The organism is Parafrankia elaeagni (assembly GCF_000374165.1).
GTDB classification, from domain to species: domain Bacteria; phylum Actinomycetota; class Actinomycetes; order Frankiales; family Frankiaceae; genus Parafrankia; species Parafrankia elaeagni.
In genome coordinates this window covers 1-25,511 of the sequence record NZ_KB893767.1, presented here as the reverse complement: position 1 = coordinate 25,511, position 25,511 = coordinate 1, and the positions used below count along the sequence as shown (strand labels likewise).

The following is a 25,511-nucleotide window of genomic DNA, read 5'->3' as shown; positions in this document are numbered from 1 at the left end:
CTGCCGATCATCGCCGTCCTCGTCCTGCACGCCTCCGCCTTCGAGGTGTCGTTGCTGTCCGGCCTGGCCGGGCTCACCGCCGCCGCGGTTCTACTGCCGCTGGGCGCCAGCATCGAACACCGGCGCAAACGACCCGTCATGATCGCGGCGGATCTGGTGCGGTTCGCCGCCTTCGCCAGCGTGCCAGCCGCGGCCGTGCTGCATCTGCTCACCTACCCGCAGCTGGTCGCGGTCGGTGCGATCTCGACGGCCGCGTCGATCGCCTTTGGTGCCGCCAGCGGGGCGCACCTGAAAGCGATGACGGATCCAGCAGGGCGTTTGGCGACGAACAGCTGGTTCGAGACCGCCGACTGCGTGTCAGGTACGGCGGGGCCGCCAGTGGGCGGGCTGCTGATCGGTGGCATCGGGGCCACCGCGACGATGGCCATCGACGCCGCGTCCTACCTCGGCTCCGCCCTGGGCGTGCGACGCATCCGCACGAGCGAACCGCCGCCGCCCGAGCGCTGCGCCGATTCCGGTATCCGATCAGGATGGCGCTACCTCCTCACCCACCCTGAGCTGCGGCCGCTGTTCTTCAACGCGATGCTATTCGGCGGCTCCATCGTCATGACCTTTCCGCTGCTCGCGGTCCTCATCCTCGACGAACTCCGCCTGCCCGCGTCTGCCTACGGCCTGGCCCTGGGCGTCCCGTGCCTCGGCGGGATCGCCGGGTCACGGCTCGCGCCCGTCCTCGCGCGCAAGTTCGGGCAGCAGCGTGTGCTACTCGTCGCCGGGGCGGCGCGCGCTCCCTGGCTGCTGCTGTACCCGCTCGCGCCCCACGGCCCGACCGGACTGGTGATCATTATGGTGGCGGACACGGCCATTTTGGCCTGCGCGGGAGTGTTCAACCCGGTCTTCGCGACGTACCGGATGGAGGTCACCGCCGACGCTTACATGGCCCGCGTACGGACTGCCTGGGGGGTCAGTTCCAAGACCGTGCAGCCTTTACCAAACTTGATCTTGCGATGTCGATAGGTGATCGTTTGCCGACACTGAAGTTGGCCCGATCCTGTTCACACCTGGGCTCTTTGGGATAATGGTTCCAGGGAGGAGTGCAGGTGCCGAGATCAAAACCGCCGTACACCGAGGAGTTCCGCCGACAAATGGTGGATCTTGTTCGGGCTGGACGAATGCCCGAGGAACTCGCAAAGGAATACGGTCCGACGGGGCAGTCGATCCGTAACTGGGTCCGGGAAGCATCCCGCGAGGAAAACACCAGCGCGGACGAGCTGAGCACCGCGGAACGTGAGGAGCTGAAACTCCTCCGGAAGGAGAACCGGCAGCTCCGCGAGGAACGTGACATCCTCCGCAAGGCCACAATTTTCTTCGCGACGGAGACCGATCAGAAATGAAGTTCGCTCTGATCGACGCGGAGAAAACACACCATACTGTCTCCGCTCTGGCCCGCGTGCTCGGTGTGTCACGCGAGGGCTACTACGCCTGGCGTCGCCGCGGCGGGGAATCCGCCCGGGCCGCCGCCGACCAGACCCTCACCACGAAGATCACCGCTGTGCATGCGGCGTCCAGGCAGATCTACGGCGCCCCGCGAGTGCACGCCGACCTGGCCGCTGCCGGCGTACGAACCAGCCGCAAACGCGTCGCCCGACTGATGAGACAGGCTGGCCTGCAGGGGGTCCACCGCCGCCGGCGGGTCAGCCTGACCCGCCGCGACCGGGCCGCGCACCTGCCCGCCGACCTGGTCGGACGCGACTTCACCGCCGAGGCGCCGAACCAGGTCTGGACCGCAGACGTCACCTACGTCCCGACCGGACAGGGCTGGCTGTACCTCGCGGTCGTCCTCGACCTGTACTCCCGCAGAATCGTCGGCTGGTCGATGTCCCACGAACAGAAAACCGCACTCGTGGCCAACGCGCTCACCATGGCACTGCAACACCGCCGGCCCGCCCCCGGCGTCATTCATCATTCCGACCAGGGAACTCAATACCTTTCTCGAGAGTTCGCTCGGATCTGCGCCGACCATGATGTCCGCCGTTCGGTCGGGTCCGCCGGTGACTGTTATGACAACGCGGTCACCGAGTCCTTCTTCGCCACCCTCGAATGCGAACTCCTCGACCGCACCACCTTCGCCACCCACGACCAGGCCCGCGCCGCCATCTTCGATTTCATCGAGGGCTTCTACAACCGGCAACGCCGCCACTCCACCAACGGATACCTCAGCCCCCACGAACACGAAACCCGTTTCCAGGAGTACGATAAGGCCGCTTAGCCGTTCAAAGCCCTAACTGTGAACGAAACCGGGGCAGCTTCACACTGCGGTCCAGGGGGTGACCGCTCATCACGGTCACCACGGTTGCGGATCCTGGTGAATCTCGATGACGGTCGGGACAGACTTGCCCTCGATCGCGTCGATCATGTTGACGGTCTGGCCGAGGAGTCCGACCAAGAAGCCAGTCGCCGTGATCGCGCACGACGAAGGCGTCGGCGCGGACGTGGGCGCGTTGGCCGTCCCGAGTACGCCCTCGCTGGCGGGAGCGGCGAGGGCGCACTCGGGGGGCTTGGCTCAGCTCTTGGGGAGCAGGGAGTTGAGGCGCGTGAACAGCTGCTCGGCGCGCTTGATCGTCGTTGCGTCGATGCCTGGGGCGAGCGTGGCCTGCTCGCGGAGGAGGACCGCCGCCGGCTTGTAGTGGTTGAACTTCGTCTCGATCTTCCGCTTCTTGAACTCGGCGTCGATCTGCCGGACGACGCGGGGGTCCTTGGCGTTGAGGTCCGAGGACGTGATCGGGGTCGTGAGCTGGGAGTCGTAGGCGCGGTTGACGAGTTCGAGGTAGAAGTCCCGGTCGAACAGATCCTCGACGTCGGCGTCGCCCGTGCCGGTGAACTCGCCGATCTCGACGAGACCGTTCTTGGCGAGCTGTCCGTTGTCACGGAGGCGCTGGACGGCTCCGACATCCTTGGTGCTGGAGTCGACGAGGACCGCGACGTCCAGCTTGTTCGCGCCCAGAAGGGTCACGAAGGTGGACAACTTCCCGGCGCCACCGATGGGAGTCTTCACCCAGCGGGGATCAAGTCCGTTGCCCCCGTTGATCTCGACGAGGTCGCTGAGGACGTCCAGGTAGATGAGGTCGCTCGGCCCCTCGAGGAGCAGGGTGTGCTCGCCCACGAACAGCGTCTGGGTCATCTCGACGCCCATCGCGGTCAGCAGCGGGAAGGCGGTGTCCTCGTCGGCCTTGAAGATCTCCGAGGAGACCTTCGCCCCGCCGGGGTCCATGTCGATGACCGTCCTGACCCTGTGGAGGTTGTCGGGGTCAACCATGAACGGGGAGTGAGTGGTGTAGATGACCTGGTGATTGGGCGCCAGCCGCTCGTCGATCAGGCGGAGCAGGTCCGCCTGGGCACGGCCATGCAGGGACAGACCCGGCTCATCCAGCAGCAGGATCAGGTTCGTGGTGCCGGCCGCCTCCAGCTCGTTGAAATAGGCGAGGAAGGAGAAGAACCAGACGAAGCCACGGGATCGGTCGTCGAACGGCACCGAGGCGCGGTGCCGGCGGTTCTTGACGCGGACCTGGAGGATCGGCCCTTCGTGGAGAGGCGCTGCGGCCCCGGCCTCGGGCTGCAGGACCTCGAGCTCGACTTCCAGCTCCGTGTTCTGCGACCAGTACTCGAAGACCTCGTCGGAGATGACGTTGCCGGAGTTCTCCAGCTCGCGGATCAGCCGTTCGTGCTGGGTAGTGTCCTGGAACTCCTCGGGCGCGACGCCCGCCATGTCCAGAAGGCTCAGCAGCGCCAGCTCATCACGGTCGAGATCTTCCGACCCTCGTCGGCGGATCAGGTCGGGCAGCGAGACCTTGCCCGGCATCGTGTCGTAGTCCGCGAAGTAGACGAACTTCGGCATGGCCGGGCTGGCGTACTGGTCGATGAGGTAACGCCCAAGGCTGCGGTCGCGCCAGCTGCGGATGCGGGCCGCGAGGGCGTTCGCGTCGGAGGGGGCTTCGTCCAGCTCGTCGAGGGCATCGAGGAGACCGGAGATGGTCGTCGCGTTTCCGAGCGCCTTGGCCGCCGCGGCCGGCAGGTCCAAGGCAGAGCGCAGGTGGTCGACGACCGCAGCCTCGTTGTACGGGAGGCTGTAGGTCTTGGCCGGGGTGCGGTAGCCGATGACGACCTCGAACTCCGGGCTCCTCATGGCCTTGGAGCCGAACTCCTCCTCGATGGCCTTCATCGTGGCGTCGTCGAAGCGGAACGTCGCCGTGACCACGGGGATCGTCTGGTCGGCCGGGAGCCGCTTGCGGTTGCGGGTCTTGCGGGCTGGGTAGTCGACCACCTCATCGAAGGTGGCCCGCTCGACCGGGTTGAGCCGGAAGAGCGCCTGCAGGAGCGTCGTCTTGCCTGACTCGTTCTTCCCGACGAGGCAGGTGACGTCCTCCTCGACATCGAAGCTCCCGGAGTCCTCAACGGACCGGTAGTCCGTGACGCGAGCCTTGATCAGTTGCATGTGCCTGAGGTCCTTCCTCATGTCGTGTGAGGAGGACCCGGCGTGTCAGGTCGAAAGGCGTTGTGAACATCGCATGACAGTTGGTGCGTCAGCGTTGTTGTTCGGGGTAGGTTCCAGACGCCAATCAGGAGTGGACCCCGGTGCCCGTCGACCTCGACGCCGCCGGGGTCCTCTCATTGAGCCAGGCCAAGCCTAACGCTCCCCGCCGACAAGTCCGGACGGTTTGTCGAGCGTTGCCCGACCACGGCTGCGGCGCAGGCCGGCGGACGTTGGTCAGGCATCGGGCCCGGGCCCCGCGTCCACGGGACCTGGCTCTCCTTCCGCGTCTTGGGCGCGAGACATGGCATTCACCGGCAGGCTTTGTCGCCCGGCGGGCGCGCTGGCCGGCGCCGCGGTCGTGTCAACGGTCGGTGCTGATGATCGGCATTCCGAGGTCGGCGACGCGGCCGGGTGTGCTCCTGGCGGTTCGGTCGAGGCTGGTGATCTTGTTCGCCGCGGCGTTCAGGTTTACCTCGAGGCCTTGGACCTCGCCGTGCCAGCCGTTCGCCTTCGCCTCGGCGATGCGGTCCCTGAGGTTCTGGATGATCGCGGAAACACGAGCATGCCTGCATCCGCTGCCCCAGCCTGCGCCTCGACCCCGGCGCCCGACCCCGCCTGAGCAGGGGGTGCCGTATGGGCGACCGCAGGTCCCGAGCTCGAGCTTGCGCAGCTCGAAGTGCTGCTGGAAGTCCTGCCATTCCTCGTCGGTCGGTTCGCGGTATTCGGCTTGGGGTCTGACGGCGCGGCGCTGGTCGAGTAACGCCCGGTAGGCACGGACGAGGTCGTCTTGGAACACCGCGAGGTAGGCCTGGGTGGTGGTCAGGCTGTGGTGGCCGAGCAGGCGGGCGGCGATGTGGACCGGGAGACCACCCGTGACGGCCTCGGTGGCGAACATGCGGCGGAAGTCGTGCGGGGTGTAGCGCAAGGGGCGGTTGGCGGCGTCGACGAGGCCGGCCCGGTCGATCGCCGCGGCGAGAAGGCTCTCGATGGTGCTGTAGCCGATCACCGCGGTTCGCCAGCCAGCTCGCCGTTGGAACAGGTGCGGCAGCGGCGGCCCTTCCGAGCACCCGTGGGCGTCATAGCGGCTGGTAAGCGGAATCGTGCCGCCGCCGATAGCCCGGAGCCGGGCCACGAGCGTCGCGAGGACGCTGGCGAGTTCGGGACTGACGAGCAGGGCGGGGCTGCTTACTGGAAGCGGTGGATTCCCGTCGGGGAGACGCTGCTGCTCGGCAACGGTCAGATCGTGCGTCGGCACCTGCTCGCCCGCGCCGGTGAGGGTCTGATCGACGTCGGCCGTGGTCCTGACCAGGGATGAGGACCTGGATCCCTGGCCAGGAACATGGCTACGGAGAGTCGTCGTCGAGCAGGCGTCGAAGTTCCCGCAGCTGGTCGGGTTTCATGTGGCGGCGCAGGGTGCTCGCGATCGATTCGGGTTTCCCGAGGGGCACGGAGACGGTCTTGGACCGGAACCCTGCGCGGATCATCGCGGCGTGGGGGGAGAGACGGCCGGCGAGGACCTCGGCTCGCAGCTCGGCCGCCTGAGCGTTGCCGGCCTCGGCCTCTTTCCGTAACCGGCGAAGGGCGGTTTCCGCCGTGTTCCCGACCGGCCGACCAATGTTGACATTGTCCACGTTGGTCGGCCGGTCGCCGGAGAGGCGATCTCCACCGTCTTGGCCTTTGAGGGCCTGGTCGAGCAGGTCGAGGGTCTCGCGGTCGTCAGCCAGGATCCGCTTCAGCAGGTCGATGGTCGCGCCCAGTCCGTGGGTTGGCGGGGTGGTGACGAACTCCACGAACTGCTCGTGGTGCACGATCTCGCCGCGGGGTGTGACGAACTCGCGCCAGGACTCCTCTTGCAAGACGCGGCGCAGCAGGTCGGGGACGGTGCCGAGCCCGTTCTCCGTGGCGCGTAGCGAGCTGCTCAGCGCCTCGACGAGGACGGCGTTTGCCTTGGGTGTGTTCATGCTTCGTCGGCCAGCCAGCGATTGAGGATGTCGATACGTCGGACGAGGTCGTCGTGGGACGCGGTGCCGATGTTCCCTCCGCAGATCTTGTTGAGTTCGGCGTGGATGTGGCTGTGCTGTCGTCCGGTCTGGATGTTCAGTTTCCCGACCTTCCGTTTGATCACCCGGCGGGCGTTCGCCTTCTGATCGGACAGCTTGGGCGCATCGGGCTGCGCGGGCACCGCAGCCGTGGCAGGCCGTGCACCCGCGGTGCGCAGGATGAGCGCCACGGCTTCGGAGGTCATGCTGGGAGGCACGGACCCGCGGAGCATGGCGAGGATCGACTCGGCCTGGGTCTTCTCCTCGGTCGTGATGGACTCGCCGCTGGCGATGGTGGAGTGGTGTACTGCGGCCGAGGATCCCACTACCTCGACTTCGAAGAGCGTCGGTCCGCTGCCGTCGTCGTTCTCTTGGCGGTCCCGGACCTGCTTCTCCTCGTTCGAGATGACCGCGTCGACGGTCTTCTCGATGTCGCGGGCGTACTCGAGCAGCGGGTTGATGGAGGGGATGAACAGTCGGGCGCAGGTCTCGTCGTCACCGCCGCGCATCCGCACGAACCGGCCCACGACCTGGATGAAGAACAGCTGGGTGCGTACACGGGTGGCGTAGACACCGACGGCCAGGCGGGGAATGTCGACGCCTTCGGAGACCATCTGCACCGCCACGATCCACCGGGAGGTGCCCTTCCCGAACCGGCTGATGGACGCCGACGCCTCCGGATCGTCGGAGACGGCCACGATGGGATCCTCGCCGGTGAGCGCACGCAGGATCTGGGCGTAGGCGTAGGCGGCGGTCTGGTTGAAGGCGATGACCAGCCCGCCGGCGTCGGGGGTGTCGAGCCGGACCTTGCTCAGCGCGTCGTCGGCTTCACGCAGCACCGAGGGGATCCAGTCCCCATGCGGGTCGAGCGCGGCCCGTAGGGCCGGAGAGAGGGTCTCCTCGTCGGTATCCGCCAGCGCCACGGACGTCGTCGTCATCTCCCCGGCGCGCCGCCACTGTGCGTCGCCGTCCATCGCGGGAAAGACGATCGGGCGAACGACCTCACCGTCAGCGAGGGCACGGCCATAATCGTAGTTGTAGCTCGCCATCGCCCGGCCCGTCTCGTCGTAGCGGACGAACGGGATCGGCCGCTTGTCTGTCCGAAATGGCGTGCCTGACAGCAGGAGCCGGCGGGCGGCGGGCTGGAAGGCGGCGGTGAGCGCGGCACCCCACGCCGCGTTCTCGTCATCGCCGGCATGGTGGATCTCGTCGAAGACGACCAGCGTCGGTTTCGCCGGGTTGGAGGACAGCCGACGCCACAGATGCGGAGCCGACGCGACCGTCTGGTAGGTCACCACCACCCCGTCGTAGTCGCGGGCCACCACCCCGTCCGCGTTAGTGAACCGGTCATCGAGCTTGATGCCCATGCCGGCCGCCGCGGTCGCCCACTGCCCCCGCAGATGCGTCGTCGGTACCACGACGATCACGAACCGGATTTCCCCGAGATCCCACAACTTCTCGGTCGCCTTCAACGCGAACGTCGTCTTCCCCGCTCCCGGGGTCGCGACCGTGAGGAAGTCCTCATGCCGCCCGAGGAGACGCTCCAACGCCTCCTGCTGCCAGACCCGCAGCTCACCGGCCATCGGTCCCTGTCCTTTTCTCAGGTTGCAGGTCGGGCAGAGCGCCTGCCCGTTCACGACATCGGTCGGGCCACGACGCGCCCAGGCATGCACATGATCTGCATGCCAGCCCGGTTCCAGCTCGGTCCCGCAGCCCTGACATCGGCCATCCGCCGCGAGGAACAACGCCACCCGCTCACGCGCCCCGAACGACCGCCGAGCGTCCCGTCCCGACTCCCCGGGCCCCTCCGTCACGCCTGCCCCCCACAGTCAGACATTCATCTGACACGTTATGTGCAGACATAGCACTATGGGGACGGTTCCGGAGACGTACCGCATCATCGGCATCCCGTACACCCACCACCAGACCCGCCACCGCGATCAAGACTGCGCGTGCTGTCATCGACTGCGGAACCCGGCGGCCCGCGGCAGATCTCACCAGCACCTACCAGCACTCCGCTCCCCGCGAGGCACGGAACGCCGCCCGGTCAGACCAAGAGCCCCCAGCTCCATGAGAACTCCCGCTGACAGTCGAGGACGGCCCCGGATACCCGGCTGCGTCCCGAGTGGACAAGAGCGGCCCCGATCTCCCAGCGACCTCCTGGAGCGTGTTCACGACGGTGTCCGCCGGCCTCATGGCCGCGCTCGTCGGGGCGCTGGACAGCACCCTCCCCCTCATCGCCGGCCCGCTCGCTGGCATCCTGCACCGCGCCGGCGGCACCACCTGGCCCATCACCAACCGCCACGGCCGATCCACCGGTAGTCAGACACTCCCTGACTCGGCATTACCGAGCGCGACCACCCGAAGGCAGACCCGCGATCGCAGCCGTCGAGCAGACGAATCCCACCGCGAGAGGAGACAGTCCGCCACACGACTCACGGCCTCTACAATCAGCCAGTTTCGGTGACGGTCATTCCGATGGGAAAGTGATCGGAGTAGCCGGTCTCGTCGACGGTGGCGCCCATGCCGCCGAAGGGGCGGGGCCGTGGGTAGTCGCCGGTGTGGACGAGTTCGGGGAAACGCAGGATCTGCACGCTGTCGGGGTTGGCCCGCAGCGGGCTGGTGGGGTGGGCCATGTTCGCGTTGACGAGGAACTGGTCGAGCAGGTTCGGTTCGTTCTGGAAGTAGAACGTGCCTTCGGGGGCGCCGGCGGCGGGCCACATCAGGTTCCAGAACCGCGGCGTGTCCGCGTTGATCACCCGGGCGGGCTGCCGGGTGGAGAGGGCGTGGGCGACGAGGGAGGTGTCGAACGGTTCGTCGTTGAAGTCACCCATCGCCAGCGCCGGGGTGTCCTCGCCGTGTTCCTCCCGGACGCGCTGGTGGAAGTAGGCGAGGGTCTCGCCGGCGATGGCCCGGTAGCCGGCGGACTCGAACTGCCCCCCGGACCGCGACGGCCAGTGGTTCCCGAACACCGCCCACGTCCGCCCGGTGCGGGTCTGGAAGTTGACCTGGACGATCTCGCGGGTGGCGTTGCGGCGCATCACCACGTGGAAGAACACCTGCCCCGCCGGGGCGGTGAACAGGGCCGGGTCGTAGAGGAACGCGACGTCGATCCCGCGGGCGTCGTCGGTGTCGGCGTGCACGATCTCGTAGCGCCGGCCGTCGAGCCGGTCGGCGACCGCGGCGGCGAGGAGTTCGAGGACGAACCGGTTCTCCACCTCGCACACCCCGAGCAGGTCCGGGCCGGCACCGCCGTTCATCTGCGCGATCACCGACGCGAGCTGGGAAATCTTGCGGTCGCGGAGCTGTGGTGTCCAGCCGGCGAGGTCGTCGCCGAGGGTGCGGGTGAGTTTCTCGGTCCGCCGGGGTGAGTTCTCCTCATCGAAGAGGTTCTCCAGGTTCCACCAGGCGAGGTAGTAGGTCGTCGGCATCGGACCCCCCAGTCCACACGTGCCCCAACGGCCTGATCACCCTACCGCCCGCACCAGACCGACCACGAAGACGCTAACCCGCGGATAGGTGGTTCGTGGGTGAGAGACCCCGCGTGCGCGAGGACGACGGCCCGCGACGTGCAGGTGATGCCGGACGAACTGGCGTCCCCGCGCACGCGGGGGTCTTCCCAGCCCGGCCGCCTCCCATCGGCGCCACAGCTAGTCGTCCCCGCGTACGCGCGTCACCAGCCCGTCAGTAGTTCTTCTTCACGTAGTCGTAGGTCTTGTCGAAGAGCACGCCAGTGGCGGGCAGGCTGAAGTTCTTGAGTGTGGAGCGGATGGCTTTGCGTACCTCCCGGTCGCCGCGGTCGGAGCTGGTCCAGCCGGTGTAGGAGACTTCAAGGACGATCTGGTCAATCCGGAAGACGATGTCGGGCACGATCTTGTGTAGCCCGGCGGGGGTGTTCTGCTCGACGATCTGTGTGAGCGCCCCGATCTTCGGGTCGTAGAGACGCTCGTCTGCGGCGAGCGTGCCTTCCTCGGCCGCGCGGTCGGCAGCGACGACGTCGTGGGCGACCTGGAGCGCGTCCTCTAGGAACTGCAGCGACTCCTCGACCGAGGAGATGGTGCGCTGTCGCAGCTTCTCGATCCGCTCGGCCAGGCTCTTGTACGCTGCGGAGTCGGTGTCCTGGCCGAGCCGGCGCTTGAGCCGGGCCTCGATGGAGTCGAGGATCTCCCCCACGATCTGCCCGGGAGCTTTCGGGTCGGGCACAGGCAGCGGTACCTGGAGCGACTGGGCGATCTTCTTGATCAGCGCGATCCCGGCCGCGTCCAGGGTGACGTTCCGAGATGCCAGCGGCTTCACCGAGATGTCACCCATGTGGGCGTGGATCAGTGCCTCGGTCTTCGCGCCGAGCTTGGCCCACAGCAGTCCCTTGTCGAGCCCCTTGGGCTGGATCGACGCATACAACTTCGCCAGCCACAGATACGTGCCCTGGAATGGCGCCAGCATCGGGTTGGGGTCGAGGAACTCCCAGATCCGCTGCACCGCAGTGAACGTCTCCACGAACGTGGTCCGCGCCTCGCTGTCGACCGGGATCCGCTCATGCGCCTCGGCCAACGCGGTGAACGACGCATCAAACGTGTCGATCCCGTCGAAGAGCGAGGTGAGCACGGTCATGTCGGTCATGAACCGCCCGACCAGGCTGGCCACGTCGTGCACGGTCGGCTTCTCGGGCTCAGTCCCGTCCTTCGCCTTGGGGCCGAGCAGCGCGTCGCCGATGGCCTTGGCCAGTCCGATGTAGTCGACGACCCGGCCGTACTCCTTGCGTTGCCCGGTCAGCGGGTTCTTCCATGGCCGGTTGGGCCGGGTGATGGTCTGGAACAGGTTGGCCGCCTTGAGCGGCTTGTCAAGGTAGAGCACGCCCTCGATCGGCGCGTTGAACCCGGTCATCCACTTCGCGGTGACGACCACGAACGAGAGCGGGTCGTCGACCTTCTTGAAGCGCCGCTTGAGCCCCTCCTCGGCCTCGTCGGAGAGCAGATACTTCTTGTACGCCGACGGGGTGCTCTTGGAGTTGTCCACATGCATCACCACGCCGACCTCACGCGCGACACTGGACCCGTCCGGCAGCGTCATCGCCGCGGCGCGGCGCTCCAGTTCGGCCTGGATCGCGGTCGCGTACGCCACCACCAGCTCCTGGTTGTACGCCACGACCTGCGCCTTCTGCCCGAGCGGAGCCACGTAGGTGAGGTAGTGGTCGACGATGTCGGCGCAGACCGAGGCAACCCGCTCGGGGTTCTTCAGGATGGTGGCGATATGGCTGGCCTTGCCAGAGAGGAACTCCTTGGCCTCGTCGTCGAGCCCTTCGTCGTCGGCGAGCTCCTCGAACGCCTCGTCGAGCTGCTCCTTGCTCAGCTCGAACTTCACCGCCCGGCCTTCGACGATGACAGGCTTGGTGAACCCGTCGGCGATCGAGCGCTCCATCGTGTACCGCGACAGCACCAGGTCGGGGTCCTCGGGGTCGCCGAAGAGCTTGAACGTGTCCCGATCACCGGCCTTGACCGCGGTGCCGGTCATCCCGAAGAACGTCGCGTTCGGCACCGCCTCCCGCCACGCCTCACCGAGCTTGCCCTCCTGGGAACGGTGGGCCTCGTCGACAAGCACGATGATGTTGGACCGGGCGGTGAGTAAACCGGCCTCGGCGAACTTGTGCGGCGTGGTCACCACCACCCGCGGCCCGGGCTTCTTCAGCACGGTCCACAGCGACTGCTTGGTCTTCGGCACCTCAAGGGTCGGCATCCCGGCGGTGCGGAACATCTCCGCGGTCTGCCGCACCAGGTCCTTACGGTCCGCGATCACGATCACCGTCGGCGCCCCGACCCGCTCATCGCGCAACAGCCGCGAGGCGGTGAACGCCATCAGTTCGGTCTTGCCCGACCCCTGGTGATGCCACACCAGCCCGCCGCCACCCCGCTCGTTCCTGGAACCGGCGAGCACCTTGTCATGGATCGCGACCGCGGCCTCGACCTGCGGATAGCGAGGCAGGAACTTCACATCCTGCTCCGAGGCATCCCGGGCATGCCGGTACATCGCGAAGTCCCGCAGGATCGCCAGCACCATCCCCGGCGTCAGCAGCGTCCGGGCATCCCGTTCAACCCGCGCCGGCCCGGACAGGTTCGGGTCGCCACCGGTCTCACCCCACGGCGCCCAGAACTCGCTCTCCGGATCCGGTTCGGCGCGCACCGGCGCCATCCGTAACTCGAGTCCCTCAGTCGCCACGTTGAACACGTTCGGCGCGAAGAACTGCGGATACTCCACCTCGTAGACGTCGTAGAGGTCCTTCGCAGCGTTGAACCACGACACCGTCTGCTTCACCGGCGTCTTGGTCTCCACCACCACGAGCGGGAACCCGTTGACGTAGTAGACGACGTCGAACCGCCGTGTCTCGTGCCCGCCCTTGATCGTCACTTCATCGGCCACGACGAGCCGGTTGGCCTCCGGGTCGTCGAAGTCGATGAACCTCCGCGGCACGTGCTTCCCAGCCACCGTCACGAACGGCTGCTGCCCCCGCAGGATCACCGTCAGCGCCTCGTTGGCGGCGACGAGGCCGTTGGTGGCGTCCAGCATCGCCCGGTTGACCTCGGCGATCACCATGCCAGTCGACTCCTCGTCGTCGACTAGGTCCGGGTTGCGCCGGAGTAGCGCCTCGCGCAGCCACGACTCGACTATGACCTCGTGCTCATCACGCGGTAGGTCGCCACCGGACACGTGCTCCCACCCGGCGTCCTGGGCCCACTCCAGCAGTGCTGCTTGGATCGTCGAAGCCTCGCTCCAACCCATGGCCTACGCGACCTCCTCCAAGAACCGGTCGTACGCCGCCGGGATTCTGACCTCGTTTGCCAGCAGTGCAGCCACGAGCGCGGACCTCATAGACCGCAGTCTGCGGAGCTCCTCCTGAAGGCTCTCCACATGTAGGTGGGATTGCCGAATAGTGGCTCCGATGGCCTTTTGCTCGTCGAGTGGGGGCACCGCGACTGGGATAGCTCCAACCAGCTTCTGGTTGACCATGGGGACTGCTCCGGATTGGGAGATGTCGCCCAGACGGATGCTCGACATCACCGCGAACATGAAGTCGCTGGTCACTCGGTCGCCGAGGATCAGACCCATCACGTTCTGGTCGAATGCGGCATCGCAAGTCAAGACGCGGCGCTTCTCAGTGAGCATCGCCGCGCCGATAATCGGGAAGATCACCGTTCCTGCCGGGCAGACACGAGGCTTCACGGCGGGCATGGATTCCTCCGTTAACCAGTTCGGAGCAACTTTCATCTCGCGTTCGTTGCCTTCAAAGACCATGTCGGAGACCTTGAAGTAGGGCAACACGCCCCCAGGGGATCCCTGGTAGCGGTTCGGGAACGCACGTCCGGTGGCTGTGATTGCCAACTCGCTGATCGGCGCCGTCTCCCAATGACTGCGCGGCTGGAGCAGTCCACGCCGCAGCGCGGCCAACGCGCTGAGAGCCGATGCGCATTCACGGTCGAGAACCTCGACCTGAGCGTCGACCGATGCGACGAGGTCGATGATCCGATGCTGCTCGGCCAGCGGCGGAATCGGGACATCGGCAGCGAAAAACTCTTGCAATCGCACATTCAGCAGGCCGTGTGCACGAGCCCCTTCGCGAAGCCTTCCCCGCAGCGAGTCGAAGAATGTGGAGCTGTTGCAGGCCAGAAGGAAGAAGTCGGGGTCGACGATATCGGTGCGGGGGCGAAACGCGATGTAGAGCGACGTCACTAAAGCGGGTGTGCCGGAGTCGTTGCGAGCGATGACGCCCCAAGGGGCATCCTTGGACGAACTCTTGTTGTAGACGAAGTCGCCGGGCTCAAGGGCGAGGTAGCCGCTGAGGTCGTTGCTGGCGACTCGTTTGGTGAAGTATTCTTCTTGATCGACGAGGCCGCGCCCAGCGGAGACCGTCATGACCCGCGTGTAGCCCGCAGTGTTCTTAGTGGCAACACGGTCTGCGACGTCGTCAAGTCGAAATGTCCGCCAGTCAGACATCGCCGACTCCGAGACCTGATAGGTCGATCCCGGCGGCGGCGAGCCGCTCGAACATGGCGGCCTCGGCTGCGAGACGCTGCGTGCGCGCGTCGGCGTACGCGACCAGCGCGGTTCCGAGGTCGACGGCTTTGCCGGTGGTCTTGGTGATGTAGCGGCCGATGTTGAGGTCGAAGCCGTTGGCCTTGATCTCGTCGAAGTCAGCGACGTGAACGTACGCGCTGAGCTCGGGGCCGTCGGGGGCGAGGCCGGTGCGGCACGCCTCGGTGAGGGCCTTGATGTCGTCATACGACATGACGTTCTGGTTCTTGCCCTTGGCGAACCGCTCGGAGCCGTCGACGAATACGACCGTGTCCTTGCGGTCGGCCGGCTTCTGGTGGCGGAAGACCAGGATGCAGGCCGGGATCGAGGTGGAATAGAACAGATTCGGCGGGAGGCCGACGACGGCTTCGAGGAGGTCCCGCTCGATCAGGGACTGGCGGATCTTGGCCTCGGCGCCGCCGCGGAAGAGGACGCCGTGGGGCATGACGACGCCGACGCGGCCGGTGCCAGGCCTCATCGAGGCGACCATGTGCTGGACGAAGGCGAAGTCGCCGTTCTTCGCCGGAGGTACGCCGCCGACGGCACGAGGATCGGAGGCCCACTGGTCGGCGCCCCAGCTCTCCAGGGAGAACGGGGGATTGGCGATGACCACGTCGAACTGGGTCAGCGCGCCCGAGGGCTCCTTAAAGAGAGGCTTGCGCAGGGTGTCGCCGCGCTTGATCTCGAAGTCCTCGATCTCGTGGAGGAAGAGGTTCATCTTCGCGATCGCCGAGGTGGTCAGGTTGACCTCCTGGCCATACAGACGCAGGGTTCGGTGGTCCTGGCCGGACCCGCGCACCTGGTTGATGGTGGCCACCAGCATGCCGCCGGAGCCGCAGGCCGGGTCGTAGATCGACTCACCGGGCTCGGGCTGCAGGATGGCGACCAGGAGGTTGACCACCTCACGGGGAGTGAAGAACTCGCCGGCCTTCTGGCCGGAGACGTCGGCAAACTTCTTCAGCAGGTACTCATAGCCGGCGCCGAGCAGGTCGTGGCTCACCGTGGACGGGTCGAGCGGGATGTCGTCGAACGCCTTCACCAGCCCGCGGAGCGCCGAGGGCGGCAGCCGCTCCTCGTTGCCCCAGAACGCGTCGCCGAAGATCCGGGCAAGGGCCTTGGGGTTGGCCTGCTCAATGCGCTGGAACGCCCTCGCGAGGGCGTCGCCGAGGTTGACCTGGGTCTTGGTGACCACCGACCAGCGGGTGTTCTTTGGGAGCTCGAAGCGGTGGAAGTCGGCTTCGATCTCGTCGGTCAGCTCCTCGCCATACTCCTCGACCGCCTGCTTGTGTTCGTAGTCCCAGGTGTCGCTGATCCACTTCCAGAACAGCATCGGGAACACGTAGGTCTTGTAGTCGGCCGCGTCGACGGGGCCTCGGAGTGCGTTGGCCGCGGCCCACAACCGCGACTCAAGGTCGATCTGTGTGATCACAGGCGGATGGGACCCTTCGTCGTGATGGCAGTGGTCCAATCATGCCGGACGCGCTGCGCAGCGTCTGATCCCCCTCGACTTCACCGCCACCACCCTCGACACCCGCTGGTGCGGCGACATGTGATCGACAATCTGACCAGGCACATAACGGACGAGACGGCTCTGTTGCGTCGGGTGGGGCAGGCCCTCGACGAGCTGACACCCTGCAGGTCGGCGTCGTTCGCCGCCTATGCGGGCCACAGCCGCGGCGATCACGGTGGAACCATGTAACTGCCACTTTCGAGGTCCGCGCGTCGGTGGCGTCACCCGCGGCGACGCGCCTCCGCCGGTGGGAGCCGGTGTGGGCAGCGAGCCATGTTGAACGCCTCGACGATGTTCGTGGCGACGCGGCCCTGGTGGCTCACCGCGTAGCCGTTGCTGCGCGCACACTCGCGGATGTCGGCGGTGCGGTCGGCGCCCGCCGAGGGCTGCGAGGCGGCACGCGAGCCACGCCGGGCGCTACTCGGACGGCTACCGGAACGCCGGCCCGCAGCAACGAACGATGCCAGCACCTCCCGCAGCTTCGTCATGGCAGAGGGTCAGGTGCAGCTCCTCGTCGACCAAGGTCTTGCCACGCGAAATAGTGAATCTGCTGCGCATTCGTTGTGTCCTGGTAGATCGTTGACCTCTCTACGGTTTCGTGGCGCGGGGGGCGTGGGCGATGTCGTCATCGGGTGTACCGGGCTGGCTCCAGGATGCGGTGGCTGTGTTCGGAGCTGGCTGCAGGCAGAAGCTCGCCGGGCCCGGTGGTCGGGAGGCCGCGATCCGCGGCCCATTGGAGACTCTGTTGACGACAGTCGGCCTACGCCTGGGCGTTCCCGCGGTCTTCCATGACGAGGTCCATGATGCCGACCGGCGGGTCCGTCCCGACTACGGGGTGGCCGTGGACGGTGCCGTCAACGGATACATCGAGGTCAAGGCGCCCGGGAAGACCATCGACCCGGACGAGTTCACCGGGCATAACCTCACCCAGTGGACCCGCCAGCGGGATTTACCGAACCTGATCTACACCAACGGCACGCACTGGCGGCTCTACCGCGACGGCATCCTGCGTTGCGGGCCGATCGCTCTTGCCGGCGAGCCCTTGACCCGCGCCGGCCGCACGCTCCAGGCCGTCGACGGCCTGGAAACGCTGCTGACGGACTTCCTACGCTGGCAACCCGCGCCGATCACCTCGGTGAACGTGCTTGTCCGGGCGATCGCTCCGCTGACCCGACTGCTACGCGGGGAGGTCCTCGACCAGCTCATTACCGAGCGCCGCGCGATCAGCGCCGGTGCGGATCCCGACCTCCAGCCGTTCACCGGCCTGGCCCGAGACTGGCGTGCCCTGCTGTTCCCCCAAGCGGACGATGCTACCTTCGCCGACGGGTACGCCCAGACCGTGACCTTCGCGCTGCTGTTGGCCCGCACCGAAGGCATCCCTGTGGCGTACCGTGCGCTGCACCAGATCGGCGTCGAGCTCGGCGCCGGGCACTCCCTGATGGGGAAGGCGCTGCAGCTCCTCACCGACGATGTCGTCGCTGATTTCCGAGTTGCCCTTGACCTCCTCGTCCGGGTAGTGGGAGCAGTCGACTGGCCGAAGGTCCGCAGCAGCGGCAAGGACACCTACCTGCACTTGTACGAGGACTTCCTCGAGCTGTATGACAACGAGCTGCGGAAGAAGTCCGGGTCGTACTACACACCCCGCACGGTGGTCGAACACATGGTCCGCCTGGTTCAGGAAGCCCTGGTCACCCGGCTGGGAAAGACGTCCGGGTTCCGGGATCCATCGGTTCTGACCGTCGATCCGGCGATGGGTACGGGCACCTTCCTACACACCATCCTGGAGACTGTGGCAACCGCCACTGCTGGTGAGGACGGCCCGGGGGCCGTCGCCGGGGTCATCTCCCAGGTCGCGAAGCGGCTGGTTGGGTTCGAGATGCAGATGGGCCCGTTCGCAGTCGCCGAACTGCGCACGGCCGACCTCCTGGCCTCCTACAGCGCCGTTCCGCCTGCCAGGGGAATGCGTCTGTATGTCACCGACACCCTCGACGACCCGCACGCCACGCAGACGCAGCTAGGTTCGGGCTTACAGCTGATCGCCGCATCGCGCCGACGAGCGAACAGAGTGAAGGCCACCTCGAACGTCACCGTCGTTGTCGGGAACCCCCCGTACAAGGAGCTGGCGGTCGGGGATGGCGGCTGGGTGGAGAACGGCGGAGAGGGGCAGGCCCCGATCCTGGAAGACTTTCTGGCCGAGGTGCCGGGGCGCTTCCGGGCGAAGGTGAAGAACCTCTACGTCTACTTCTGGCGGTGGGCTACCTGGAAGGTATGGGAATCCACCAGCACCGAGGATGCTGGGATCATCTGCTTCATCTCCACCTCCGGCTATCTGACCGGCCCGGGGTTCACCGGGATGCGTGAGTACCTGCGCCGCCACGCCTCGGACGGGTGGATCATCGATCTGACCCCGGAAGGGCAGACCCCCGACATCCCGACCCGGATCTTTCCTGGGGTGCGCCAGCCACTGGCGATCGGCCTATTCCTCCGTACTCCGGGGACCAGCCGCGAGATGCCCGCCAGAATCCGGTACCGGACCGTTGCGGGCCGCAGGGAAGAGAAGTTCGCCGCGCTGGCCGGAATCGGGCTGGACGACGGCGGGTGGCGGGAAACCCGCTGCGACTGGACTGACCCGCTCACTCCGGCAGCTGACGGCGGATGGGACACCTACCCGGCTGCGTCCGACCTGCTGCCCTGGTACGCACCAGGGGTGTTCCCGACCCGCACCTGGGTGTACGCCCCCGCGCCCGAGACACTGCGGCAACGTTGGCGAACCCTGCTCAGCGAAACCGACCCGGGCACACAGGCGGCCATGTTCAAGGAGGGCCGGGACGCCACCCTCACCAAAACAAAGCGCCCGCTGCCAGGGCCGGACACCCACCAGGCGACCCATACTCCGATCCGCTCGGACCGATCCACCGAGCCGCGACCTGTGCAGGTCGGCTACCGCGCTTTCGACCGACAGTGGATCCTGCCCGATAGCAGGCTGATGGACATGCCTCGCCCCGACCTGTGGGCCGCCCGGATCCCCGGCCAGGTCTTCGTCGTCGAGCAGCACGCCCATCGCATAAGTGAGGGACCTGGACTGGTGTTCTCCGCGTTGATCCCGGACTACGACTATTTCAAAGGCAGCGCGGGCGGACGGACCCTGCCCTTCCTGCATCCGGACGGGACAGCGAACCTTCCTCCAGGACTGACTGGAGCCCTCACCACAGCCCTCGGGCGGCCCGTCAGACCGCACGATGTGCTCGCCTACCTGGCCGGCGTCGTCGCACACCCCGCCTACACCCGAACGTTCGCGGACGAACTGACTACCCCTGGTGTCCGCGTCCCCATCACCGCGGACCCAGACCTGTGGATCCAAGCCGTCGCCGTTGGCGATCAGATTCTCTGGCTACACTCCTACGGCGCGGCGGCCACCGGCCCCGGCCGGCCGGCAAGAAGCATCCGGTATCCTCACGGAGACCTTCGCCAGCCGCTGTCCACTGCCGCGATCAACGAGATGCCCGACAGTCTGCGCTACGACCCGGATCGGTACACCGTCCTTGTCGGAGACGGGGAGATCTATCCGGTGCGCCCAGAGGTCTGGATGTACGCCGTCGGCAGCAAGAATGTCATCAAATCCTGGTTCACCTACCGGAAGAAAGACCCCGGCGGACGACGATTCTCCCCACTCGACAAACTCCACCCGACCCATTGGGATCCGAACTGGACCACAGAGCTGCTCGACCTACTCACCGTCCTCACACGCCTCATCGAGCTCGAACCCATCCAGGAGGAGATTCTCGCCAGCGTGCTTGCCGGACCCTTACTGTCCCGTAAAGCGCTGCAGATCAGTGGCACGCTATGGCCAGCGGGGCCGAAGGACCGCAAACCACGCCGAAGCCTGGCCGGCAACTCTACCCCCGGCATCCTCGATATCTAACTGCCGGACCGCTTTTCGAATAACGGCGTACTCGAGAAGCTTTGAGCTATTGGCAATCTACTTACACTTCACCTTCTGTGTCGTCAGAGGTCGACAAGAAGAGAGTTTCAAATTCTTCCTCGGCGTCAAATAGGGCATCCTGTAGGGAGGGGTCATGCTCCTCGGTGAGATTTATTGAATCAACACTGGCCATGAGATAATTTCGGCCGCGCTGCGAAACAGAACCGTGAACCTCTACTGCGCGGCGCGCACGGTACGCTTCGATCAAAAGTTCTTCGGATCCATCTGGCGCATCGATTCTTACTGTGGCAACCCGTGGCCGCGTCCCGGAAATATGAAGCCTTCCCGCGATCTTTCCTGTTACCGCACCCCTGAGGTTTCGGCGACGCTCGAGGCCAACAACCTCACCGACGAGCCTTGAGGGAATCGCAGAACCTAGCCTTCTCAGCAACCTGGCTCCATCTTGCAGCAGGTTATGAAATCCTGGAGGAACTTCGATTGAATGCTTCGCGTGGCGAGGATCCCGCAATGAAGGGGAGAATTCGACTTCCACCTGTCTGGCCCTATCGCCTTCGCGAGGTGCAAGTACGGCTAGGGCGTCTACTAGCTCGGCACTGACGCCGTGCTGCACCAGCTCGGCCCAGGCTCCTCCTTCTTCAAGATGAGTGCTGTCTTTGACCAGATCGAGTACGGCTTCTACGCCATCGAGCAGTCGGTTTGTCACTTGGCGCCCGTAAGGAACTCCGACGCTGAGCGTATCTGCCTCAAGTGATGGCTTCAGCGGACAAGCCATACTCACGACAAAGCTGCCGTGGATTACTCGGACACGCACGTCATTCAAGTACTTTTCGGCTTGCTCGGGACGGGATTGGCCGAACATCGGCCTCGGATCAACTGCAGCAGACGCCGACGAAAGTATCAGCCCTCTAGCCGCGTTGAAAAGCGCGGTTGCATCCGCGATGTACGCGATTCCCGGTTCATCAGTTTCACAGCGGATGCCTACTTGGTCCACGCCTTCTGATTGAATGCCGATCGCGGCAATAAATGCGGGAATTCCTTCGACTTCGGCTAGACATGCGACTGCCGACCGCATCGCCTTGGGGTAGTCAATAAGATCGGCTGATAGGGGAACGATGAGTTGCCGGGCTGGTCCGTTCTCATCCAGGCGGAAGAGCGCGGAGTGCGCGTTCGAACCAATGTGTCGCCATCCGACCTTGCTCGCATACTCCATGACCTGCGCAGGAGATGGCAAAGCGAACGAATAAGTGGTCGATGTGCTCATTGACTCAACCTCCGTTCTTCTTGAAAGTCGCATGCCAATCATCTGCTGTTGAAAAGATCAGATCTCTTAGTGAAGCGGGAGAAAGTCGTCGCCCCACAGGTATTCTGATTACTTGCTTTGACTTGTTGCCAGTCGGAGATTCATGGCGAAGCGAGTACCAATAGGCGCCATGGCTTAGAGCGTCAAAGGTCTCGTGGTTATGTATCCACCACTCCCGCTCTTTGCATGCTGCTACCAGGAACAGGAACTGGTACTCATACCGCAGCCCCGCGAGCTCCCGATGCGTGTCCGCATCTAGATCATAGACTATGTGGCCGTTCTCGAATCTCGGCTCAATCACAGTCTTAATCTGTCCACTTATTGACCAACGGGGCTGCAGGTAGATTTCGTGCGGGTATGTAAGAACGCAGTCAATCTTAGTTTTTTCGGTTCTTGCCGTCTTGATTTCCAGGCCTGCTGCGGCCGCGAGCATGTGAATCCAGGACTCGCCAAACTCGCCCTCGTCGCGATTATCGATGCCCCGTCGCATGCGGGTGGCGGCAGAATCGGTGCGCGGCGATGGAAGTTCCATGAGGTCGATAAGCGGCAGCTCGGCGGCGGTGGCCGGTGCCGTCATCAGGCCGTCACGGAGTCCCTCGATCATGAGCACAGCATCCCACCTGTGGATCTAGGTTGCATCACCACACGCCCATGAGAGCCGCAGCCTTCCCGTCTTGATCGACGGTTCGACCACCGTTTTACTTGATCAAGTTGCGCCGGTGGAGGATTCCCTGGCAACTCCTGGTCGGCGGCTGGGTAGGGGACGGGCAGCTTCCTGAGCCGCGTCGGCCCGAGGCCCGGTCGACCCCCGATGGGGGCGAGTCCATGATTGATCAGGGACAGCGTGCTGCCGCAGTTGGGAACTCGCTCTGCCAAAATCGCGGATGTGACCTCCCCCTCGGCCACGTGTCGACGTCTCGCGGTTGCGTGGACGTCTCGGTCAGCACGGCATCAGCATCCCAGGTCGTCGATGTGGGTTCCAGTCCCACGCTCTTCCTCGATGCCAGGCTGAGGTTGCCAGGCTCAGGACCATCGGCCGACTGGTATTTTTTCCTCTTGCGAGGTTCGGCACCCTGCTCGCACTGCGGAGCGCTCGCAGCCATGCCGCGATGCCTGAGCTGATGCGCCTACCCAGCGTCGATGGTAGGCGCACCCGCGAGCAGCCGGTAGACACGGCAATTGCAAGGGTGACAGGGCTCTTCTGCGCTGTACACCTCAATCGCATGAGACGGATCTGTGTACACCATGATCTGATACATAGAGTTACCGACGTGGCTCCTGATGGCTGGAGCCGCCGAGGCGTCTCCGCCCTGGGATCGATGATCCAGAGCTGGCCGCGTGTGTGCGCATTGTGTGCGCGGATGTCCCGGCACGGCGCGGCATTTGCCGGCACGTTCCGGCACGGAAAACGCCCCGACCTCGGATTTTGCGGCACGGCGCGGCACGTTCCGGTATGTTCGGATACGCGGTGATCCGTCTTGTAATCGAGCGGCTAGGGGTTCGAGTCCCCTCGCCGGCTCCAGACAGATGGCCTCTGACCTGCGGTTTTGCAAAGTCGGAGATCATTTCGACAAGATCAAACTGGGTTTGGGTGCGCATTGGGTGCGCATCGGGCAATTTTGTGCAGGGAACGATCATGTGCGGGGTGTCCGCTTTCGGGTGTCTGAGTCGGATTTGTCGTCGTGGCACCGCCCCCGAAGTGGTGACGTTCCGTCACAGTTGGCGGGTTTGGGTTGCGGGTGGGCTGTGGCGAGAGTGATGCGCGTCCGCTGACGGCGGCGGGTCCGCTATCCCGCCCCGTGGTCACTGTGGGTTAGGTTCGGGCGTTCGCGGCGAGTCTGGGGTCGGTGGTGGCCGCGGAACGCGGTGTGAGGGGGTCGGCGGGGTGATTCCGGGTGTCCGCGCCGTGTGGGGTGTCAGAACTCGGCCACCGGCCTTGACCTGGGGTTTTAGGCGGCTCGTTCGTATTCGTTGATCAGGCCACCGAGGACGGGTCGGCGCTTGATCCGTTCCTTGGTCAGGTCTGCGACAGGGTGGTCGGGCCGAGGTGGTTGAAGGCCACAACCGCGGTGGGGTCGTCGTCCGTTGTAGTGCCGTGCGTACTCGGCCAGAACGGTGCGCAGGTGCCGCTCGCCGAAGATCAGCATCCGGTCGGTGACCTCGGTCCGGACCGTGCGGACGAATCGTTCGGCGTAGGCGTTCGCCCGCGGAGTCCGGGGTGGGATCTTGATCGCGGTGATGCCGGCGTCGGCGAGGACCGCGTCGAACGACGCGGTGAACTGGCCGGCCCGGTCACGGACCAGGAACTGGAAGTCGGCCGACCGGTCACCGAGGTCCACGAGGAGGTTCCGGGCTTGTTGGGTGGTCCACGGTCCGTCGGGGTGGGCGGTGACCCCGAGGATGTGGACGGTGCGGGAGCCGACCTCGATGACGAAGAAACAGTACAGACGCCGTAGCGTCACGGCGCAGTCCACGTGGAAGAAGTCCACGGCCAGCATCGTCGAGGCCTGCGTGCGCAGGAACTGCCGCCACGTCGTGTCGGTCTGCCGTTGCGGAGCCGGGGGCAGCCCCAGGGACTTCAGGACCCGGCGGATCGTGGAGGCACTCACCCGGTGACCGAGCTTGAGCAGCTCGCCCCGGATCCGCTGGTAGCCCCACGCCGTGTTCTCGGTCGCGAGCCGCTTGATCAGCGTGGCGATCTCCGAGTTGATCGGTGGCCGGCCCGTCCGCTGCGGATGGGTCCATGTCCGTGTGACCAGACGGCGGTGCCACCGCAGGACGGTGCCCGGGGTGACCAGCCGGTGGGCTCGCAGCGTCGTGGGGAGAAGCCTGATCAGTGCGGCGAGGACCGCCCGGTCCGCCCAGTCCCACCGCGGCCTGGGCTGGGTACGGCGCAGCACCGCGACCTCATGCCGCAGCACCAGCAGCTCGACGTCCTTCGATGCCGACGAGCGGCCGAGGAGAACGAGCCAGCTACAGACCCGCACGAAGATCAGGTACAGCAGGCGTACGGACATAGTTGACCATCATGCAGCCGGCGCCACACCACCGCATCACCGCAGGTCACAGGCCCAAGCCGACTTCCGGCACCCCACAGTCCTCCACGGCCTTTTGTCTGATCACGGTGTCTTTGGCGAGAAACCAGGATCAACAGAAGGCCGCTTCACGTCACGGCGACACGCCGGCCCACCCCAAACCACCAGCGACTATCACGCAGAGTGATCACCGGAGGTTAAATGACAAGCTACGACCTTGCCACCCACACCGACCCGCATCTGCGGCTGGCCGCCGCATTCACCGAACTCGCCCAGGCCGTCTGACTACTGCTCACCGGGCCCCTGGCATGCCCTGCTTCCTCCGAACGCAACAGCGCCGTTCGGCGCTGTTTGGGCAGGTCGCACGTGTGGCGGATCTGTGACGTTTTGTGGCTTGGTGGCTAGGCTGGATCCGCAGCAGGGGACGGGGGCGGCATGCTGAGCGGAGTGTTCGATGATCGTTGAGCGGGAGCGGGTCGTTGCGGCGCTGCCTGGCTACAGCCTTGGTAGACAGTTGGGGGTGGGGGCGTTCGGTCTGGTACTCGCCGGTGAGCACCGCCAGATGCGCCGACCGGTAGCGATCAAGGTGATGTCCGCTGAGTCCGCTGAGGGCGGGCGGGTGGATTTCGCGGCCGAAGCTCGGATGCTGGCCAAGCTCGACCATCCCCACGTGGTGCGTGTTTTCAACTATGTGGAGGCTGAGGGCCTGTGTCTGGTGGTGATGGAACTACTGGCCGGGGGCACACTGACCCGCCGGCGGGCCGGGATGGGACCCCAGCAGGCATGCGCGGTCGGGCTGGCCGTGGCCGCGGCGTTGGAACACGCCCATGGCCGCGGGGTGCTACACCGCGACATCAAGGCCGACAACATCCTGTTCGCCGCCGACGGCACCCCGAAAGTCGGTGACTTCGGCATCGCGAAACTGTTCGACGGCTCCGCCACCGCCAGCCAGGTGGCCGGCACCCCCATGTACATGGCCCCCGAACAGATCCAAGGCGGCCGGCTGACCGCCGCCACCGACCTGTACGCCTTGGGAGTGGTGCTGTACAGACTGCTGACCGGCAGCCCACCGTTCGACCCGACCCTGCCCCT

At 65.8% G+C, this 25,511-nt stretch carries 15 protein-coding genes and 2 pseudogenes; 4 read left to right on the top strand and 13 right to left on the bottom strand.

Annotation, left to right across the window (positions count from 1 at the left end):
• A partial coding sequence (locus B207_RS35945; protein WP_018639891.1) for an MFS transporter occupies positions 1-1,014 on the top strand: 1,014 nt, incomplete at its 5' end.
• An 83-nt stretch (positions 1,015-1,097) separates the two neighbouring features.
• A protein-coding gene (locus B207_RS0127375) for an IS3 family transposase (RefSeq protein ID WP_230205261.1) occupies positions 1,098-2,266 on the top strand; the annotation gives its coding sequence in 2 pieces (ribosomal slippage) (positions 1,098-1,356 and positions 1,356-2,266; 1,170 coding nt in all).
• A gap of 294 nt (positions 2,267-2,560) precedes the next feature.
• On the opposite strand, the gene B207_RS0127365 is transcribed toward B207_RS0127375, so the two are convergent.
• The 10 genes and pseudogenes from B207_RS0127365 to B207_RS43075 form a co-directional block, all read right to left on the bottom strand.
• Positions 2,561-4,489, bottom strand: a complete 1,929-nt coding sequence (locus B207_RS0127365; RefSeq protein ID WP_018639882.1) for an ATP-dependent nuclease — start codon at positions 4,487-4,489, stop codon at positions 2,561-2,563.
• Between the two features lie 400 nt (positions 4,490-4,889).
• Positions 4,890-5,783, bottom strand: a complete 894-nt coding sequence (locus B207_RS0127360; RefSeq protein ID WP_018639880.1) for a site-specific integrase — start codon at positions 5,781-5,783, stop codon at positions 4,890-4,892.
• Positions 5,784-5,871: 88 nt separating this feature from the next.
• Positions 5,872-6,489 (bottom strand): hypothetical protein, encoded by a 618-nt coding sequence (locus B207_RS0127355; RefSeq protein ID WP_018639879.1) that lies wholly within the window; start codon positions 6,487-6,489, stop codon positions 5,872-5,874.
• Positions 6,486-8,150: a DEAD/DEAH box helicase gene (locus B207_RS35940; RefSeq protein ID WP_018639877.1), complete on the bottom strand. Its 1,665-nt coding sequence runs from the start codon at positions 8,148-8,150 to the stop codon at positions 6,486-6,488. Before B207_RS35940 ends, B207_RS0127355 begins: the two co-directional genes overlap by 4 nt.
• 18 nt (positions 8,151-8,168) lie before the next feature.
• Positions 8,169-8,318: pseudogene (locus B207_RS43080) on the bottom strand (HNH endonuclease); the annotation flags it as partial.
• Positions 8,319-9,017: 699 nt separating this feature from the next.
• Positions 9,018-9,998, bottom strand: coding sequence for an endonuclease/exonuclease/phosphatase family protein (locus tag B207_RS0127345; RefSeq protein ID WP_018639875.1), 981 nt, complete (start codon positions 9,996-9,998; stop codon positions 9,018-9,020).
• A gap of 253 nt (positions 9,999-10,251) precedes the next feature.
• Positions 10,252-13,341, bottom strand: a complete 3,090-nt coding sequence (locus B207_RS0127340) for a type I restriction endonuclease subunit R (protein ID WP_018639873.1) — start codon at positions 13,339-13,341, stop codon at positions 10,252-10,254.
• Positions 13,342-13,344: 3 nt separating this feature from the next.
• On the bottom strand, positions 13,345-14,553 hold the full coding sequence (locus B207_RS37325) for a restriction endonuclease subunit S domain-containing protein (RefSeq protein WP_051102692.1): 1,209 nt from the start codon (positions 14,551-14,553) through the stop codon (positions 13,345-13,347).
• Positions 14,546-16,060: a type I restriction-modification system subunit M gene (locus tag B207_RS0127330; RefSeq protein ID WP_018639871.1), complete on the bottom strand. Its 1,515-nt coding sequence runs from the start codon at positions 16,058-16,060 to the stop codon at positions 14,546-14,548. Before B207_RS0127330 ends, B207_RS37325 begins: the two co-directional genes overlap by 8 nt.
• Positions 16,061-16,362: 302 nt before the next feature.
• Positions 16,363-16,626, bottom strand: a pseudogene (locus B207_RS43075) (Lsr2 family DNA-binding protein); the annotation flags it as partial.
• A gap of 260 nt (positions 16,627-16,886) precedes the next feature.
• Here B207_RS43075 and B207_RS0127315 point away from each other — a divergent pair.
• Positions 16,887-20,063, top strand: coding sequence for a type ISP restriction/modification enzyme (locus B207_RS0127315; protein ID WP_230205260.1), 3,177 nt, complete (start codon positions 16,887-16,889; stop codon positions 20,061-20,063).
• A 61-nt stretch (positions 20,064-20,124) separates the two neighbouring features.
• Here B207_RS0127315 and B207_RS40210 read toward each other — a convergent pair whose 3' ends face one another.
• The 3 genes from B207_RS40210 to B207_RS0127305 all read right to left on the bottom strand — a co-directional run bounded on the left by B207_RS40210 (position 20,125) and on the right by B207_RS0127305 (position 24,401).
• The gene (locus B207_RS40210) at positions 20,125-21,345 is read right to left on the bottom strand and encodes a hypothetical protein (protein WP_154675660.1); all 1,221 of its coding nucleotides are present in this window, start codon (positions 21,343-21,345) and stop codon (positions 20,125-20,127) included.
• A gap of 4 nt (positions 21,346-21,349) precedes the next feature.
• On the bottom strand, positions 21,350-21,988 hold the full coding sequence (locus tag B207_RS39110) for a DUF4365 domain-containing protein (protein WP_230205262.1): 639 nt from the start codon (positions 21,986-21,988) through the stop codon (positions 21,350-21,352).
• A gap of 1,345 nt (positions 21,989-23,333) precedes the next feature.
• Positions 23,334-24,401, bottom strand: a complete 1,068-nt coding sequence (locus B207_RS0127305) for an integrase core domain-containing protein (protein ID WP_018639865.1) — start codon at positions 24,399-24,401, stop codon at positions 23,334-23,336.
• A 472-nt stretch (positions 24,402-24,873) separates the two neighbouring features.
• On the opposite strand from B207_RS0127305, the gene B207_RS35925 reads away from it, so the two are divergent.
• The coding region (locus B207_RS35925; RefSeq protein ID WP_035742579.1) for a serine/threonine-protein kinase at positions 24,874-25,511 on the top strand (638 nt) is incomplete at its 3' end.